Annotated in this window: 16 protein-coding genes and 1 pseudogene; 11 read left to right on the top strand and 6 right to left on the bottom strand. The window is 51.8% G+C overall.

What is annotated here, in order from left to right; genetic code table 11:
• The first annotated feature begins 280 nt into the window (after positions 1–280).
• The 7 genes from FBQ85_02540 to FBQ85_02510 all read left to right on the top strand — a co-directional run bounded on the left by FBQ85_02540 (position 281) and on the right by FBQ85_02510 (position 4,821).
• Complete coding sequence (locus FBQ85_02540) at positions 281–553, top strand: hypothetical protein (protein ID MDL1874040.1); 273 nt, start codon at positions 281–283, stop codon at positions 551–553.
• A 260-nt stretch (positions 554–813) separates the two neighbouring features.
• A complete protein-coding gene (locus FBQ85_02535; GenBank protein MDL1874039.1) occupies positions 814–1,077 on the top strand; it encodes a 4Fe-4S dicluster domain-containing protein in 264 nt (87 codons plus the stop codon).
• A 114-nt stretch (positions 1,078–1,191) separates the two neighbouring features.
• Positions 1,192–1,935 carry an iron-sulfur cluster repair di-iron protein gene (ric, locus tag FBQ85_02530; GenBank protein ID MDL1874038.1) on the top strand — a complete coding sequence of 248 codons (744 nt, stop codon included), beginning with the start codon at positions 1,192–1,194 and terminating at the stop codon, positions 1,933–1,935.
• 102 nt (positions 1,936–2,037) lie between these two features.
• A complete protein-coding gene (locus FBQ85_02525) occupies positions 2,038–2,673 on the top strand; it encodes a hypothetical protein (protein MDL1874037.1) in 636 nt (211 codons plus the stop codon).
• Between the two features lie 9 nt (positions 2,674–2,682).
• A complete protein-coding gene (locus FBQ85_02520; protein ID MDL1874036.1) occupies positions 2,683–3,771 on the top strand; it encodes a DUF59 domain-containing protein in 1,089 nt (362 codons plus the stop codon).
• A gap of 15 nt (positions 3,772–3,786) precedes the next feature.
• Positions 3,787–4,194: a cytochrome c gene (locus FBQ85_02515; protein ID MDL1874035.1), complete on the top strand. Its 408-nt coding sequence runs from the start codon at positions 3,787–3,789 to the stop codon at positions 4,192–4,194.
• A 180-nt stretch (positions 4,195–4,374) separates the two neighbouring features.
• Positions 4,375–4,821 carry a hypothetical protein gene (locus FBQ85_02510; protein MDL1874034.1) on the top strand — a complete coding sequence of 149 codons (447 nt, stop codon included), beginning with the start codon at positions 4,375–4,377 and terminating at the stop codon, positions 4,819–4,821.
• A gap of 23 nt (positions 4,822–4,844) precedes the next feature.
• Here the strand turns inward: FBQ85_02510 and FBQ85_02505 are convergent, their stop codons facing one another.
• From FBQ85_02505 to FBQ85_02485, 5 genes are all read right to left on the bottom strand, one after another.
• Positions 4,845–5,570, bottom strand: coding sequence for a response regulator transcription factor (locus FBQ85_02505; protein MDL1874033.1), 726 nt, complete (start codon positions 5,568–5,570; stop codon positions 4,845–4,847).
• Positions 5,571–5,771: 201 nt separating this feature from the next.
• Positions 5,772–6,686: an alpha/beta fold hydrolase gene (locus tag FBQ85_02500; GenBank protein MDL1874032.1), complete on the bottom strand. Its 915-nt coding sequence runs from the start codon at positions 6,684–6,686 to the stop codon at positions 5,772–5,774.
• 2 nt (positions 6,687–6,688) lie between these two features.
• Positions 6,689–8,446: an AarF/ABC1/UbiB kinase family protein gene (locus FBQ85_02495; protein MDL1874031.1), complete on the bottom strand. Its 1,758-nt coding sequence runs from the start codon at positions 8,444–8,446 to the stop codon at positions 6,689–6,691.
• Between the two features lie 211 nt (positions 8,447–8,657).
• Positions 8,658–9,197, bottom strand: a complete 540-nt coding sequence (locus tag FBQ85_02490; GenBank protein ID MDL1874030.1) for a hypothetical protein — start codon at positions 9,195–9,197, stop codon at positions 8,658–8,660.
• Positions 9,198–9,538: 341 nt separating this feature from the next.
• Positions 9,539–10,009, bottom strand: a complete 471-nt coding sequence (locus FBQ85_02485; GenBank protein MDL1874029.1) for a hypothetical protein — start codon at positions 10,007–10,009, stop codon at positions 9,539–9,541.
• Positions 10,010–10,581: 572 nt separating this feature from the next.
• Between FBQ85_02485 and FBQ85_02480 the strand changes: the two are divergent.
• Both FBQ85_02480 and FBQ85_02475 read left to right on the top strand, forming a co-directional pair.
• Positions 10,582–11,679, top strand: a pseudogene (locus FBQ85_02480) (hypothetical protein).
• Positions 11,680–11,796: 117 nt separating this feature from the next.
• A complete protein-coding gene (locus FBQ85_02475) occupies positions 11,797–12,429 on the top strand; it encodes a hypothetical protein (GenBank protein ID MDL1874028.1) in 633 nt (210 codons plus the stop codon).
• Positions 12,430–12,450: 21 nt separating this feature from the next.
• Here FBQ85_02475 and FBQ85_02470 read toward each other — a convergent pair whose 3' ends face one another.
• Positions 12,451–13,254, bottom strand: coding sequence for a tetratricopeptide repeat protein (locus FBQ85_02470; GenBank protein ID MDL1874027.1), 804 nt, complete (start codon positions 13,252–13,254; stop codon positions 12,451–12,453).
• A gap of 1,034 nt (positions 13,255–14,288) precedes the next feature.
• Here FBQ85_02470 and FBQ85_02465 point away from each other — a divergent pair.
• On the top strand, positions 14,289–15,569 hold the full coding sequence (locus FBQ85_02465; protein MDL1874026.1) for a hypothetical protein: 1,281 nt from the start codon (positions 14,289–14,291) through the stop codon (positions 15,567–15,569).
• 50 nt (positions 15,570–15,619) lie between these two features.
• Complete coding sequence (locus FBQ85_02460) at positions 15,620–17,104, top strand: hypothetical protein (protein ID MDL1874025.1); 1,485 nt, start codon at positions 15,620–15,622, stop codon at positions 17,102–17,104.
• Positions 17,105–17,265: the final 161 nt, after the last annotated feature.

The following is a 17,265-nucleotide window of genomic DNA, read 5'->3' as shown; positions in this document are numbered from 1 at the left end:
GGCTATGGTGGAATTTCAGCGGGAAATTCGCCTTTCTGCTGGATGGCGACGCGCTGGCTGCGCCGCAGGGCCGCGCCGAGGACGTTCTCGCCGCGCTGACGGCGCAAGTGAGCGATCGCCTCGATCTCAAATTCGGATACCGCATTCTCGAAGGCGGGGCGGATAACGACGAAGTCTATACGTTCGCGTTGTTTCATTATGCGGCGGTGGGCGTGGTGATGCGTTTGTAGTTGAAATACAAAATCGGGGTATCTCTTCTTTCTCAATCGGCGAGGCCTACTTGCGCGCGCAATTCAGCTATTCTTCCATCGTTCCGGCGCCGTTGGGAAAAGTTTGGGCGCTCTATCCCGACGCCAACAGCATCAACAAAATCAGCCCGCCATTTGCGCGGGTGAATTTCGCGCGCCTCGACCTGCCGCTGCGCGCCGGCGCGGAAATTATTCTTGCCGACAAATATTCCCCCCCCAAAAAAAATCGCTGGCATACGAAAATCGAGGCGTTCGCGGGCAGATATTTTGCTTATCGTCACCGCCGGACTATGATTCTGTTATAAAATTAAAAGCGCGATGAAACTTTACCGATGACATCGTACTTGTGAACAAATTTGGGTGCGCAACAAATTGGAAGAGATATTCGATTTTCGACGGGAAAATCCCGCTGCGAGCTAGAAAGAATCAACTCGACGACGCGCGCCAACGTGCGAAAATCCGTGAGCATGGCCAGCTTGACCGGGAAATTTTAGTTTCTTGACTTGAGTCAAGGTTTTTCACGGGGACATTCCGTATTTTTTATCAAAACAAAAAAGAAACTCAAATGCCATATATTATCACAGAACCTTGCATTGGCCTCGTCGATGGCACCTGCCGCGACCTTTGCCCGGTCAATTGCATTTATCTGCCGGAAGAAACTCGATTGCCGCACGATCTCCGGCTCAACAAGATGTATGTGAATCCCGGAGAGTGTATCGAATGCGACGCCTGTCGTGACATTTGTCCGGTGGGCGCGATTTATCGCGAAGATCAGGTGCCGCAACAGTGGCAAGCTTATGTTGCGGCGGAATATGCCGCATTTGTGTGAGGCAAAATGTTCGAGCCAAGTCGCGTCTTAACGCCTGCTTGCCTTGAACAGGCTTGTTGCTAGGCGCGGCTGTTAAGCCAGACCTTAATCATCGACCAAAAACAAGGAGACGCAATGACGACATTTCAAATTCACAACACCGTGGGAGAGATTGTGGCGCGCCAACCGGCGCTTTCTCGCGCGTTTGAAGCAGCGGGAATCGACTACTGTTGCGGCGGCAAGAAAACGCTGGAGGAGGCGTGCCGCAAGAAAGGGATCGACCCGCAAACGTTTCTGGTCACGTTGGCAAAATCCGCAGCCGCTGCGGAGCAGCCGATTGTCGATGCCGCGGCCATGTCGCTCACGGGTTTGGCCGATCACATCGAACAGACGCATCATACCTATTTGCGCTCCGAACTACCTCGCCTGAACGCGATGACGCAAAAAGTGGCGTCGGTTCACGGTGAAAATGAGCCCCGTCTTTGGCAAGTGCGAGAAACGTTTGTTGCATTGTTCGAAGAATTATCAAGTCATATGATGAAGGAAGAACGCATTTTGTTTCCCATGGTGCGCGAAATCGAGGCGAGCGCCACGGCTCCGAGGTTCCACTGCGGCTCCCTTGCCAACCCCATTCGCCAGATGGAGGCAGAGCATGACCAGGCCGGTTCGGCGCTGGAACGAATGCGCGAACTCACCGACGATTACACGCCGCCGGATTGGGCGTGCAACACCTATCGTGCCATGCTGGATGCCCTGGCGCGGCTTGAACGCGATATGCATCAACATGTCCACAAGGAAAACAATGTGCTTTTCCCGCGCGCGCTGGTGATGGAACGCGAGAAAACTGTCGGAGTCGATGCGCAACAATATGCCGGTTGAGCGCCCGCAAGCCGCCAACCGCGGTTTGAGGCGAACAGGCGCGAATCAAAGCTCGCGTGAATTCGCTTTATTAAGGTATCACAACAGAGGAGCAAAAAAATCATGCAGAACAAAAATTTACTCGCGCGTTTTGCTGGATTAGCTGCCTGGTTTATGGCATTGTCTTTCGGAACCAACAGCGTCTTCGCCCATTGCGATGCGCTGGATGGCCCGGTAATCAAAGCTGCGCAAAAAGCGCTGGAGACCGAGAATGTCAATTTCGTGTTGATTTGGGTGCAGCCGAAGGACGAAGCAGAAATCAGGGGTGCATTTGAGCAAACAGTGAACGTTCGAAAACTCAACGCGGAAGCGAAACAACTTGCGGATATGTACTTCTTCGAGACATTGGTTCGTGTTCATCGCGCCGGTGAAGGCGCGCCGTACACCGGTTTGAAGCCCGCCGGACTCGATCGCGGCCCCGCCATTCCTGCCGGCGACAAGGCGCTCGAAACTGGCTCAGCAGAGCCGCTGTTCAAATTGCTCAGCGAGATGATGCACAACGGTTTGCAAGAAACGTTCACCACAGCCAAGGCCAAAAAGAATTTCAACCAAGATGATGTGAAGGCCGGACGCGAGTATGTACAAGCCTACGTGACCTTCATTCACTATGTTGAAGGCCTCTACACTGCGGCAAGGAAAACCGGAGTTGGGCATGCGCACGAAACGAATCCTCTCGGCATGCCGGACGAAAAGCATTGAGGTCAAGCCATGGCAACCAAAGAACAAATTCTGAAAAAATTGCAGTCCGTGCCTTATCCCGGCTATAGCCGCGATATTGTGAGCTTTGGCCTGGTGAAGGAAGTACGCGCTTGCGGCAATATGGCGACGCTCAAGCTCGAGCTGGTCACAACTGAAGGAAAGGCGGGAAGCAAATTGCGGCCCTCCATTGAACAGGCGTTGCGCGAGTTGGGGATTACCGAGATTGATTTGCAAATCAACGAAAAGACCACGGCAGAAGCCAACGCTGAAAAACTTGCCGCCCGACAAGCTGCGATGAACAACTCGCTGGCCGGCGTGCAATACAAAATCGCCATTGCCAGCGGCAAAGGCGGCGTGGGCAAATCGACAGTCGCCGTCAATCTCGCCTTTGCTTTGAAGGCGCTCGGCAAAAAAGTCGGCTTGTTGGACGCGGATATTTATGGTCCGAATCTGCCGATGATGCTTGGATTGGAGGGGAAACAGCCGCGCTCCGCAAATCGCAAAATCGTTCCGCTCGAACGCGACGGCGTCAAAGTCATGTCGCTGGGATTCTTGGCGCCGAGTGACACGGCTGTGATCTGGCGCGGGCCACTGGTCAGCCGCGCCATCGAGCAGATGTTGCGTGATGTCGACTGGGGCGAATTGGATTTTCTTCTCCTCGATCTGCCGCCCGGCACAGGTGATGCGCAGCTCACCATTTCGCAGAAACTCGTGCTCACTGGCGCGGTCATCGTTTCGACCCCGCAGCCCGTGGCGTTGAGCGATGCGATGAAAGGCTTGCGCATGTTTCAAAAGGTCAATGTGCCGGTGCTGGGCGTGATCGAAAATATGAGCCGTTTTCTGTGCCCGGATTGCGGCAAGGAGCATGACATTTTCGGTTATGGCGGCGTCCGTGAGGCCGCGCGACGCGAAGGCGTGACGTTTCTCGGCGATATTCCCATCATCGCGGCGGTGCGCGTGGGCGGCGATACCGGCGCGCCCGTGGTTCTCGCGCAGCCCCAGCTCGAAGTGGCCAAGCGCTTTTTGAAAGTGGCGCAGAATGTTCTGGAGGAAGTTGAAGCGCAAGCCGAAGTGGCGCCAAAGCGCTTTGTGTTTTAAATCAAAATCTCATTCATGACCACCCCAAGCAGAAAAGTTTTTTTCATATTCTTCGCCGGATTCTGCATGATGTTGTTGACGGCGGTGACGATCAATTTGGCAATTCACAACTCGGCGAACGTTTCAGCCGCAGGCAACGGCAGCGAGGGCCACGCGTTGATGAAAAAATACGGCTGCTTTTCCTGCCACAAACTGCACGGCACCGGCAGTCGCGTTGGGCCGGTGTTGGATGATATTGGAACCAAGCGCGAGGCGGAATGGCTGGCGCGTTGGATCAAAAACCCCTATGCCATCAAAGGCAACAGTCGCATGCCGCCGTTTTTCTATCTGCCGGATGAGCACATTCGCATTATTGCTGAGTATTTGAGCCAGCAGCGCGGCGAAGCGAATAATCCGAACAACAAGCTTCGATCACAACAGTGACAATTAACAATTGGCCATTCACCTCTCAAAATTGCTAATTACAAATTGCCAATTGTTAATTCTACTCAGGCACATTTGAATTTTGCCCACGAAACGCGCGAAAAACTTTTGTCTATTTCGTGTGTTTAACGGCTCATGCAAGTGCATCTGACGACGTAGAATCAATCCACCAAAATTCTCATGCCCCAAACCGTTCGGTGGTTCATTCGTACCAGCGCCGTTTATCTCGTGCTCACGTTTCTGGCCGGTGCGATTTTTCTTTATCATAATTGGCTGATCGGGCCGGCGCCTCGCGTGTGGGTGATCGTGCATCTGCATATGGGGCTTGCCGGCTGGCTGGTGAACATCGTCATTGGCGTGGGCTTGTGGATGTTTCCCCTCAATAAAGATGCCTTTCCCGACGGCGGCCGTTACACGCTGCCCCTGGCGCGAATCTGCTATTTCGGATTGAATCTGGGTTTGGCTGCCCGTTTGATCTTGGAGCCTCTTTTCAGCTACACGCAAAGCAATTTTGCAGGCGCTTTATTGGCGCTCTCGGGTGTGCCGCAGTTCATTGCGGCATCTATTTTCTTGTACATTGTTTGGAAGCGCGTCAGGCAGGTTGAAGGATTAAAGACAAATCGTTAACAGAACTTCGTCCAGAGTGCGGGTTAAACGGGAAGCAGGTGTTTCAGCTTGGAGGCATAACGCCGGCTCATCATGAACGGCTTTTCAATGCCCTTGACAAAAACCTCCTGCGTATAATTTTTGCATTTTCTCACCTGTTCCACATACTCAAAATTGACGATGGCCGAGCGATGAATCCGCACAAATTGCTTTTCCGGCAGCAGATCTTCCCAATCCTGCAATGTTTTTGAAACCAGCGCGCGGGGTTTGTCGGCGTAAAAAATGTACGAGTAATTGCCCTCAGCGGTAATGCACTTCAACAACGGCAGCTTGATGAATTTCAGCGCGCCGTTGACGATGACATAAAGCACATCATCATAGGCGGCTTTTTTATGCGGCTGTGCCGAACCAAGCTCATTCGAACTCAGCTTTTTAACAGCCTTCGCCAGGCGTTCTTTGCTGATCGGTTTCAGCAAATAGTCGAGGGCATTGACTTCGAAAGCGCGCAGCGCATATTTATCGTAGGCGGTAATGAAAATAATCCGCGCGGCGGTATCAATTTGGTCGAGCAAATCGAAACCCGAAGCGCCCGGCATTTGAATATCCAAAAAAATCACATCGGGAGGATTTTTTTGAATCAGTGGAATGGCTTGGGCGACGTTGGCGGCCTCGCCGATCAGCGTGATTTCCGGATAGCCGGCGAGCATGGTTTTCAGCTCCGAGCGCACCAGCCATTCATCGTCAACGATGAGGGTTTTCAAGGAGAGCATGGAAAGTCAACGGAAGACGTTCGGTTCATTTTGGTGAATTACGGCTTGCCGCAACGATCATTGTAACGCAAATAGGATAAAAAAATAAATGCGCAAATACAACAAGCCGCGGAAAAAATTGCGGCTCATCATAAAAACAAAAAAGCCGCCTCGCCCACTTGGACGAAACGGCTTTTGCTGGCCTGCGCGCCGTGCCCCGGTTCACGCAGCGGGCATAATGATTTTGTTGTTTTCGTTTTGGGTAATATTTTGCGCGATGTTCAAATAAACGTTTTTAATCGTTGTTTCATATTGCCTTTTTTCCCGCCACACGCCCCAATCCCACCATTCCGCGCGTTCGACGCCGTTGAGATGCCACCAGCCCATTTGATTCACATGATCCGCGGCCACGGGAAAATCGTGTTGCATGATGATTTTGGCTGTGCCGTCCTCAGCGACCAAACACTCCTGCCATTTCTGCGAGGTTTTTGACACCAAGCCATCGTTGTCGCCCTCCCGGTCATAGGTGATTTGCCAGGTTTTTTGAAAAGGGAGGAAGGTCAATTCGCGTTTTTGCCAGCCGGCATAGGTTTGATAAATCACCTCGTTCGTGGCCTCGGCCGCGCGCGCTGATTCATTGAATGCCCGGCAGGCCTCCGAGGTCAAACTCTTGAAGCCATCAAGATTGATGACTTTGCGCAGGGTGTCGAGAATTTTTGAAAAGCCGTTTTGCATGAACCAATCGGCCACGCTGGCGCCCAAATGCGGCGTGCCAATTGTCGTCACGCTGGCAACGTAATCCGCCATGTTCTCATCGACGATCATGTGGCGCGCATCCAGGCCGCCCATGCTGTGGCCGATGATATGCACTTTCTGATGGCCGGTATTCGCCAGGATTTTTTGAAGCTCACGCGCGAGATCTTTCGCGCGCGTTTCGACATTAGCGGCAAAACTGACGCTGGTGGTATGAACTTCAAAACCATGCTTGCGCAAGTGGCTGGCAATGCCTTTGAAGTAATGCAGGTGATCGGCCGCCCGGCTGAAATCGTGCAAATTTAATTTGCGGATGATGAAATCGATGAGATAATCTGGCCGCGTAATTCCGTGCGCGAGGATGATGGGATAATTCGGTTTCATGGTTATTTTCTCAAGAAGAAAAATACCACGCTCGACGCAAACAATCCGGCCCAAAGCAGCAGCGGGGCGCCGGCCACAAACGCGATGACGCCGCCGATGATGCACGAGCCGGCCATGAGGCCGCTGCGCAGGCCGATCACCGGACTTTCCGGACGCGGGGCGTTGAAGAGTTGCTGCAAATAGCGCGAGCTTTCGGAAATGAATTCCGGCGCGCGCACCAGAACATCCACCATTTCCGGCAGGCCGCTCATGAATTGCTGGAACAAGCGCATGGGATCGTAATGTTCGCTGTAGATCGCGCGAATATGCCGGCGCGACAGCGCGGGCACATCGAGATTGGGATCGAGTTGCAAGCCCACGCCTTCGAACGTCACCAGGGCTTTGACCATCAACGTCATTTCCACCGGGAAAAAGATGCGGTATTTGCCGCCGATTCGCAGCGAGGCCAGGATGAGTTGCGCCAGGCTCAGGCGGCCATCGGAGGCGCGCAGCAGATAGCGGCGAAATAAATCCGAAACCGAGCGCCTGAAGCCGATGACATCGCCGCCTTCTCCAATGCGCGCCATGGCCGTCAAATACTTTGCCGAGCCTTCGATGTCGCCGTTGACCAGCGAGTAAAAATAATACAACATGCTGAGCTTCATTTTTTCGTCGAAACGGCCCACCATGCCGACATCGATGAATCCCACCTTGGGCCCGGGCAATACAATCAAATTGCCGGTGTGTAAATCGGCGTGAAAAAAGCCGTCGGCATACAACATTTTGATGATGGCGCCGGCGCCGAGATCAATAATTTTTTGGATCTCACTCGAGCTGAATTGGCGGACATGCGGGTCATTCGGCTTCCACCCGTCGAAGTATTCCATGCAAAGAACATCTCGCGAGCTGAGCGCACGATAAATTTTGGGGAAAACCACCTCAGGTTGATGCGCGAAATTGGCGGCGAAGATTTCCGCGTGATCCGCTTCGTAGGTGAGATCGATCTCCCGCTCGGTGTAGGCGCAAAATTCGTTGATGATCATTTCGGGCTGATAGCGCGGAATAAGCTCTTCCAGCAGACGCGCGAGGAGTTGCAGCAGCTTGATATCCGAAAGAATCGCCTCGCGAATGCCGGGCTTGATGACTTTGACCACAACGGTTTCGCCCAGCTTGGTTTTGGCGAGGTGAGTCTGCGCGATGGAGGCAGAGCCGATGGCGCTTTCCTGAATATCCCAAAACAAATCTTCCAGCGGCTTGCCCAGGCTGGCTTCGATGATTTGCCGGACCGCGGCAAAGGGCGCTTCCGGCAGGCGATCCAACAATTGTCTCAGCTCGTCCGTGATCTCCTTCGGCAAAATATCTTCACGAATCGCCATGATCTGGCCGAGCTTGACGTAGGTCGGCCCCAGCATTTCCAGCCGCCGGCGCAACTGCACAGCAAAGGGCCGGTCGCGTAATTCTTTCTTGACGAAGGGCCGCAGCAGGAAGGCCAGCACGCGCGCGCCGGGTGAATTCAAGAATTTGCGTTTGTCAGGGGGGAGGTTGTTGACGTAGGCAAGATGACTGCCTGCGAGCAAGCCGAGCACATGGCGATACAGCAAAAAAAAGCGATGTCCCACTTTCCGGCGATAGGGGCGCGCGTGAACGGCCGTTAAAGGCAACTCACGCAGGGTTGCTGGCGCAATTGGTTTATGATTGGTTCTCTGCCGGAGTTCTGGTTCTTGTTCTGATGAAATCAAGGCAGCATTGGGTGCAGCCGTGTGCGTGGCAGTTTCCATCATCCCTGGCCTGTCAAAACAGAAAAAGCTGTCTTAGCATTGACAGCTTTTTCTGCAAATCTCCGACCTCATAGGCAAGATACTCTGACCACCTTTCCGAGAACGCTAACCGGGCGGTGCTTGGATCAGCTTAAGCATACCCTACAAGTCCTTATGACTCTCACATAAAAACCGTCCGGTTAGCATTTTATGTTCTCGGAGGCTCAAGTAAATATCACATTGTGGTCTTTGCCCGAGGACCGGTTTTTGTCGCATCATCCAATCGGTGAACCAGCGATGCCACGCTTTCGGTTAGTTTGTCGACTTTTTCGGACAAGATTTTCACTTCATCATGCGTGACCTCGCCCGAAGCTTCTGACGGCCCCAAAACTCTCTTGCGGATGAATTCGGCTGCATCATCGAGCCGTGAGAAAATGTCATGCGTGAATTGATCGACTTTCTCGCTGACATACGTCGGGGCCGGATCGCCGTTTTTCTTTGTCGCCATCAAGGGTTTGCCATTTTTCTCAACCAGATCGCGCCCACGTTCCACAAAACGATTGAACATCTTCGCGCCTTCTTTGTCAATCGTTGAAAAAATGCCCAACCCTGCCAGCCAAATCTCACGGGAGGTTTTGGAGATGCCTTCTTGCAGTAATTCCAGTGTGCCTTTGGCCTCGTCGACCAGTTTCTCCATGGGTTTGTGTTCGAAGAGTTCCTTTTCGGATGTCATGACGTTCTCCTTTCCAAGCTTGACCATTCGCTTCGCGCTCATCCTCACGTTGATCTCAGCATCGTCCTCATGCCGAAATCGCCAACACCTTCAATGATCACGACCACATGATGGCATTGCTTGGCGGCACCCTGAAATTTCGTCCGGGCGGCTTTACTGCAAACAGCGTACTACCGTTTACTACCGTTCTACACGCGTTAGGCGTTAGGGTACCATCCGCCCGGACGAGTTTCACATTCCAATTAAACGAACACTGCACCGCCCAGCGTTTTGCAATACTTAGGCCATAAAAGGGCCGGCGAATTTTAAACAGTTTACGTCAAATAAAGCACGCTTCATTTGAACGATTTTCCCAATATCAAGAAAATGACGCTTCCCAATTATCATAATTGACGAACGTTTCCACTTTTTGGCTTTTCTGTGACATTTTGCTCGGCCAAAGCCTTGATGATTTTTTCCAGCGATTCTACCCGCTTTTGCAGTTGCCGCAAATCTTCGGCATGATCGGAGTTAAAAATCTTGTTGATTGAGCTTGGCACCAGCATATCCAACCCATGACGCACTTGTTGAATACCGCCGTCAATGAGATTGCTGCCCACACGAATCAACTCATGCAGCAGATCTTTGGAGAGCGGGTTGCGGCCTTTCTTGCCTTCTTCAAAAATGACTTGGGTTAGGGTTTGTGTGGTAATATCTTCACCATTTGTGTTGTCCACCACTTGAACATCAACACCACTTCGAATCAAGCCAGCGATTTCTTCCAACGAAACATATTGCCGCTCGGTTGTGTCATAGAGTTTTCTGTTCTCGTAGCGTTTGATTACTCGGACCATTGGTTGCTCCAATAATAACACATTGCGTTATAAAAGTCAAGTTAAATTTAACGCATTGCGTAAATTTATTACGCAATGAGACACCAAATGTCGATAGCAAATTTATTGCCTTTTTTGTTAATAAAATTCAAGATCACGAGTGATTATAGCACATTGCGTTATCTAATGCAAGATATTTATGACGCAATGTGTTTTTGCTCAAAGTTGTTTAGCGCTTTCCGAATAAACCAAAATTTTGGGCAGGAGGTTTGAATTGACAAAAAAGCGCTTTGGCGGCTGCCTAAAAGCTATCATCTTGCGAGAAATTTCCGGTTTTGCTTGCGGCGTGATTGTTGCAAATTTGTGCAGAGCAGAATTTTTGCGCCCCGCAGTTTGACGTCGTGTTCATTTTCATAAATTCGATGGCATTTTATCTCTCGCTGACTACGCGGAACGCGCAGAGAAATGAGCCCAAAATCAACAACTCTGTGATCCCGGCAAGCCGGCGTGAGATGACAGATCTCATCGTAATCTTGAGCTTGTGTACTTCGTCGCTCTCTGTTTCAGCAGGAGGTGAAATGGAAAGATATACGATTGCCCTATCTGAAACAGGCATGAATGCGTTGGTGCGGGCAAACCAAAAAATCGTCGCGCAGCGTTTTGATCGCGAGTTTGCCGTCAATCTCGTCAAGCAGGTGCTGGAGCCGCTCGATCAATGCTACTTTCGATCGCAGTTCATCGGCTTTGATCCGTTCCCCGAGCGCAACAATCCGGAGCGCCCGTTGATTTTTGCCAGCAATCATGCCGGCATGGCATTTCCGTGGGACGGCATTATTTTCACCTCGCAACTGCTGAAGCGCAATCATTTTGATTTTTCCCGGGCGGTGCGCGCGCTGACAGCGCCCATGCTCTCGCAAACCACGCTGATGAATCCCTTTCTCGTCGCCGACTTTTGGAAGCGCGTCGGCAGCGTCGATGCCACTTCCCTGAACGTTGAAACGATGATGCACGACAATGATGCCAATGTACTGATCTATCCCGAGGGCGTGCCCGGCATCGGCAAAGGCTTCGACAAACGCTATCAATTGCAGCGCTTTGCCACTTCGTTTGTGCGCGTTAGCCTGAAATATCGCACGGACATCATTCCGTTTGCCACCGTCAACGGCGAATACATCAACCCGTATGCCTATCATTCTGCCGGCGTCAATAAAATTGCGAATAAGATCGGCATTCCATTTTTACCGCTGGGATTGATGACGTTGCTTATCCCGTTGCAGCCCTGGCTGTTTTACTTTGGTTTTCCCGCCAAACTCACGTATGTGATGGGCAAGCGCATCAAACCTTATGAGATGATTGATAAACCGCTGGATAAGATCACGGAAACCGAAGTGCAGGAGTTGACGGAACGCATCCGCCGGCAAATGCAGGAGGAGTTACAGCACGCGGTGAAAGCGTACGGCCGGAGGCCTTACGCGGCCAAAGAATTTTTTGCCGGCTGCCGAAAAAACGTGAAACGATTCCCATATTTTTTGCCGTTTTTCTGGCCTTCTCTGTTTGCAGAAGTGGAGCGGCGCAGCCTTGAAAATGACAACGGCCCGTGGGAAATCAGTTTGCTGTCGGGCATTCAAGCATTCTTAAAGCGGCCCCTGAGCTTTGCTTTTTTTCTGCCCATTTTGGGCTGGCTTCCCATTCTCTGGCGCGGCTATACCAGCAAGCCCCCACATGATGTCGATCTGTTTCGCATTGCAGAAGGCGAGGCGCCGCCGTTGCACGAATGCGGTGTTGCCGGCAAACAACCCGCGCAGCTCTGATAAACGAAAGACTCAGCCATGCACCACGCTTCGATTCACCTCGCGTTGAAACTCGATTACAATGAAATTCCGGTTCCCGAGCGTATTGTGATTCAATTGGAGCCGGGCGAAGTTCGTTTGTTTAAACGCTTTCGCTACACACAACATCCCGCCGATCCGCTCAGCGCCGTCAAATTGTCTTTGAAGTATGGCGCCGGCCATCACCTGCACATTGCCATGCAGTTGGCCGGCAGAATCGCGTTAAGCCCGGGCGGCGATTTTAGCTTCGGCGGAACGCGGCTGGTTTTGACGTGCCAGCCGATGATTGCGCACAACAAATTGATGCTGCACAAGGCGGTCATCAAAGAAATCGAAATGCCGGTGATTCCGAAATTTTTCAAAACCTTTGTGCGGGAGTTGATCAACAAAAGCTTCCTGCCGAATCTCGGCAAATCGCTCAATTTTGATTTGGAAAATATTTTGGATGAAATCCGGAAAAAAGTCAACGATCTGGAGCCGATCAATCTCGATATCGGCAGGCAGAAATTCTTGTTTCGCATCGCGCCCAACATCGACGATGGCGAGCATGAGTTGAAATTGACGCACGACGGCGTTCATCTCAAGCTGCATCTGGCCTTTTCCCCGGAATTCGAAATTTACGGCCTGCGCTAAGGCTGCGCGAGCCGAGGCGCATCACGTTTCGTCTTTCTTGTCGTGTTTACCGGCAATCGTTTTCAGCAAGCGGGCGGCTTCGGCCTTGCTCATGTCATCGTCCCATTGCGCTTGCGGCAGTGCCATGCACTCTTGCAGTTGGACTCTGGCCTCGTCATACTGCTCCAACGCGATTAACGTTCGGCCGTATTCCAACCGATGCACCGGTTTCTCGCCGTTGAGGGCGAGCGCGCGCTCAAACATTTTCGCGGCTTCTGCCAGCGTAGCGCCGGGAGGCACTCCGCCGTAAACGATTTTAGCCACCGCCTTCAACGCCCAACCCAACGTCGCGATGTTATAATGCCAGCGGCCGAGAATGTGATACGCCGCATCATGCGTGGGTTGCAGAGCCACGGCCAGATCCGCTTCTTGCTTGACTTCCTTTGACAAGCGAATCTTGGTTTTGCCGCCCTCGAACAGCGCAACCCGCCCGACGCACAACGCCAGCGCAAAATGCGCATCAGCGGAATCCGGATAAAGCGCCACGCATTTGCGCGCCAGGCTGTCGCCTGTTTGATACATCAACTTGGCCCTGTTCTTTTCCTGGTGTTCAAATGTCCGGCCCACATCGGCATAGGCGCGCGCCCCTTTCCACAGCGCCTGATAGTTGTTGGGATCCATGTCCAATGCCGTGAGAAAATGCTGCAAAGCCTTTTGATTATCAAACTTCCCATAAGCTTCGTTGCCCAACAGAATTTCGCGCTCGACGCCGTCTTCTTGCCGTGCCCATGCGCTCGCGGCACAAAAGGCGAGGGCAAGAGTTGTGTAAATCAGCCATTTCATCATAAAAACACCTCATTTTTTCCTGGATGTTGCAATGCTTATCAAGCCGAGCACACCAATCGCGACCACGCCGGCAGTAGAGTAGTGTCCGTAGAGAAACATCAATGCTGCTACGGCCAGCAAAATCAGGCCAGTGACAAAGCGAGGCCTGTTGAGCTTGAGACTTGTCATGTGCCCTCCTTGGATTCGTTATCCAGCAGGTATTGAGTTGATCATCAGCAATGGTCGGGAATGCGTCTTGGACTGTTTTGCTGAAGTATCAAGCACGGTGCCACGTGTGCTGCAACATGCCCGGGAAGAATGTGCGAAGCGGAAGTATCAAGAAATACAAGGCGATTGAGGCGCTGGGCGTTCGTTATGCAAGAATGCCCAGTACACAACTCCGCATAGATTCCCAATCTCGCGAAGTGTTTTCGTAATTCTAAGAAATTTTAGAGCACTCCCGCAAAACAGATTTTCCGGCATTCTAGGCGCTTTTCGCTAACCCATAAACAGTCAATAAGTTGATCAACACGGTATTTACTCTGGATAAGTAGATTTTTGCATAATGCATGGAACAGATATTGAAGAATAGAATAAAAGCCTTTCCTCAAGAGACTGATTGAGTCATGACGCACTGCGCAAGCACGAGAACGCGATCCAATTTTCCCTCACATTCCCACGCGCGAGGTGCGGCATGATTAGCGTCGTTTTTTTAAATAGGCGCGACTGCAATACGAGGGGTAAGGAATGCCCAACTCACTGAGGTTTGATTGTACCTGAATTTTGCATTGTGGTTTGGCAAGCGCTCGCCTGTGGATGAATCCAAAGGCCAAGATGTGAAAGTCGCATGAATGCGACTCTCACTCGTTGGGTGACATCCGTCTTCAGACGGATTACAAAATTCAGGTTGTACAGACTTTCCCCAGTTTCTCGCGTATTTCGGCGAACATCCAATTTTCCCTGCCGGAAGGAGGCCGAAATCTGAGTTCGAACACTGCCCCATACTTCATCTTATCACATTTCTATACACAACTCTTCAACGAGAAGGAGGACTTATGCGAAAAGGGCTGATACTTTTGTGGTTGTCCTTCTTGGGCGCAAGCTCTTTGCAGGCAAGCGGGTTCAACCTCTATGAATTTGGCGGGCGCGGGTCGGCAATGGGCGGCGCCATGGTGGCCCGCGCATGGGATGGCTCGACGATCTTTTACAATCCTGCCGGCCTGGCTTTTTTGCAGGGGACGCAGTTTTATGGCGGCACGACGCTCATTTTTCCCAACACGCGTTTTGTTGGCGCCTTCCCGATTTATGACAGCCAAGTTCACAAAACCAAGTATGCCTATTTCACTCCGATTGGCGCCTATTTCTCGCACAAGTTTACTGAAAAACTCGGCGCCGGTATTGGCGTGACCAATCCTTTCGGCCTGGGAGTGGAATGGCACGACAGTTTTTCCGGACGTACGGTTTCGAGAAATTCCCAGTTGCAGTCGTTTTATATCTCTCCGGTTGTTGCCTATCAAATCACGCCGAACTTGAGCATTGGCGGCGGCCTGGATTTCGTGCTCACCAAGGTGACGCTGGAAAAAAGTGTGACCATGTTTGATGTTCCGGAGGCATGGAAGGGATACGAGATTGGCGAGGTGGCATTAACAGGCACTTCCAAACTAGCGCTCGGCTTCACCGCCAGCGCCATGTATCGCACGGAAAAACTCGGCCTGGGGTTTTTGTATCGCCATTCAATCCATAATGAATTCAATGACGGCGACGCCGATTTCACGCTGTATGACCAACTCTCCGTGCCCAACCTCGCAGCGCTGATTCCACAAAACACGTTGCGGGATCAAAAAGCCAGCACCGCAATCGATTTTCCCAATTTTCTCTCCACCGGCGTGTATTACAAGTTTACGAAAAAGTTTGGCGTCGAGGCCGATTACATGTGGTTTAACTGGTCTGTCTTCAAGGAAATAAAGTTGGATTTTGTTGAGGACATGTTGGATCAAACCATAACGGAAAACTATGGCGACTCCTGGCAATTTCGGCTGGGCGCGCATTATGAGGTGACGGATGCGCTTTCGTTGCGCGCCGGTTATGTCTATGACAAGACTCCGCAACCGGTCGACTCGGTCAGCCCGCTGCTGCCGGACAATACACGCAATGACTTCACTTTTGGCTTCGGTTACAACTTTGGCGCGTTGCAGTTGGATCTCGGTTATATGCTGGTCGATTTCGGCGAGCGCAGCACCGTTGAGAATGGCGTCGGAAAAAATCGCGACGGATTCAATGGCGCTTATAATTCCCGCGCTGATTTGATCTATGGCAGCGTCGGCATCAACTTCTAATAAAAAGCTTTGCCGTTTTATCGAGCAAAGCGCCGCTGTTCATAGACCAGATGACGCGCGAGCGCCGCGCGTTTCTTCCTGCATTCTCAGAGTGCAAAATTCATTTGGAGGTTGATATGAAAAAGTTGATCCTTCTTTTGATTATGATAAGTCTTTCGGTATGGCTGGGCTGCGACGTCAAAACGCCTGAGCAACCGCAAGTGCAAACCTTTAGCAAGGTGGTGGCGCTGGGAAACAGCCTGACCGCCGGCTTCCAATCCAGCGGGTTGTGTGAGTGCATGCAACCGCAAAGCTATCCCAATCTCATCGCGCGCCAAATGGGCAACGCCTCGGAATTCGAGCAACCGATCGTACATGAACCAGGCATTGGCAGCACCCCCGGCAAAGGCCATTTGCAATTGGTACACGGCAAGATCATCGCGCCCGATTTGACCGTTCCGCCGCAGGCCATGCTGCTGAATGCGCAACTCGCGCGTCCTTACGACAATCTCGGCGTGCCCGGCGCATCGTTGCGCGATATGTTGTATGCCACAGATGCAACCACGTCGGTCGCGAAAACGAATTCTTTTTTCAATATCGTCTTGCGCAATCCCAATCTCGGTAACACCACGCAGTTGCAACAAGCTATTGCGCTCAATCCGTCGTTGGTGCTGCTGTGGATTGGCGATAACGATGTTTTGGGCGCTGCGTTGAACGGCGGAAACCCGGCGCTGATTACGCCACAAGCGGATTTTCAAACACTATTCACGACGCTGCTCTCGGAATTGCATGCCAAGACGAACGCCAAAATCATCATGGCGAATATTCCGTATGTCACCGATATTCCTTATATCAACACGATGGACATTATTTTTCGGCCGATACCCGCGCTGGGCATTTCGCAATCCGTGCCGGTGGTGTTTGATGCAACGTTCCACCCGGTGGATTTTGATGCATCTGCAAATTTTCTGTATCTGCCGTTGTTGACCGAGGAAAAAAGCGTGGCGCATTTGACGCTGCCCGCGTTGAGCGCTTATCAAACCGGCCTGGGCATACCGAATGCCGCAGCGTTAATGCAAATGGGATTACCGGAGGCGCAAGCACAGGTATTGGAACTAGGAATGAAAGCCGCGGGCTTGAATCCGACGGGCCAGCCCTTGTCGGGCACGATGTCGATCACGAACACCGAAAATCTCACGATGAAACAAGCCGTGGATGATTTCAACAGCACGCTGCAGGCTTTGGCGACGCAATTTCAAATCCCGCTGGTGGACGCCAACGCGTTGTTCTCACACGTGAATAGTTCCGGACTAGATGGTTATTCGAGCCGGTTTGTTTTGTTGGATCCGGCAAACACGGCCTTTAGTCTCGATGGCGTGCATCCCAATGATGGCGGCTATGCGCTGGTGGCGAATGCCTTCATTGAGAAAATCAACGCCAGCTTCAATCTCGCTATTCCGAAGCTGAATTGTCCAGATTTCAAAGGCCAGTATGCTGGTGGTATTTCAGCGCAAATGACGATGGAAGTGGTCGAACAAGTGAAGGCGATTTTCTGATGACCTTTCCGTGGTTTTAGCGCGAGGCCAAAAATCTTCTTACGAATTTGAAGCGTGCTGACATGAGGTGAAACGTTTCAAAGCTGAGATTTCACTTCCGCGGAAATGACAGGCGTTCACAAGGCGAGATTTTTAGTCTCTGGTTGATCCGTGTCTGATTA

Source organism: Cytophagia bacterium CHB2, assembly GCA_030263535.1.
In the GTDB taxonomy this organism is placed as follows: Bacteria; Zhuqueibacterota; Zhuqueibacteria; order Zhuqueibacterales; family Zhuqueibacteraceae; genus Coneutiohabitans.
The sequence above is the reverse complement of the archived record's forward strand: the minus strand, read 5'-3'. Positions and strand labels throughout refer to the sequence as shown.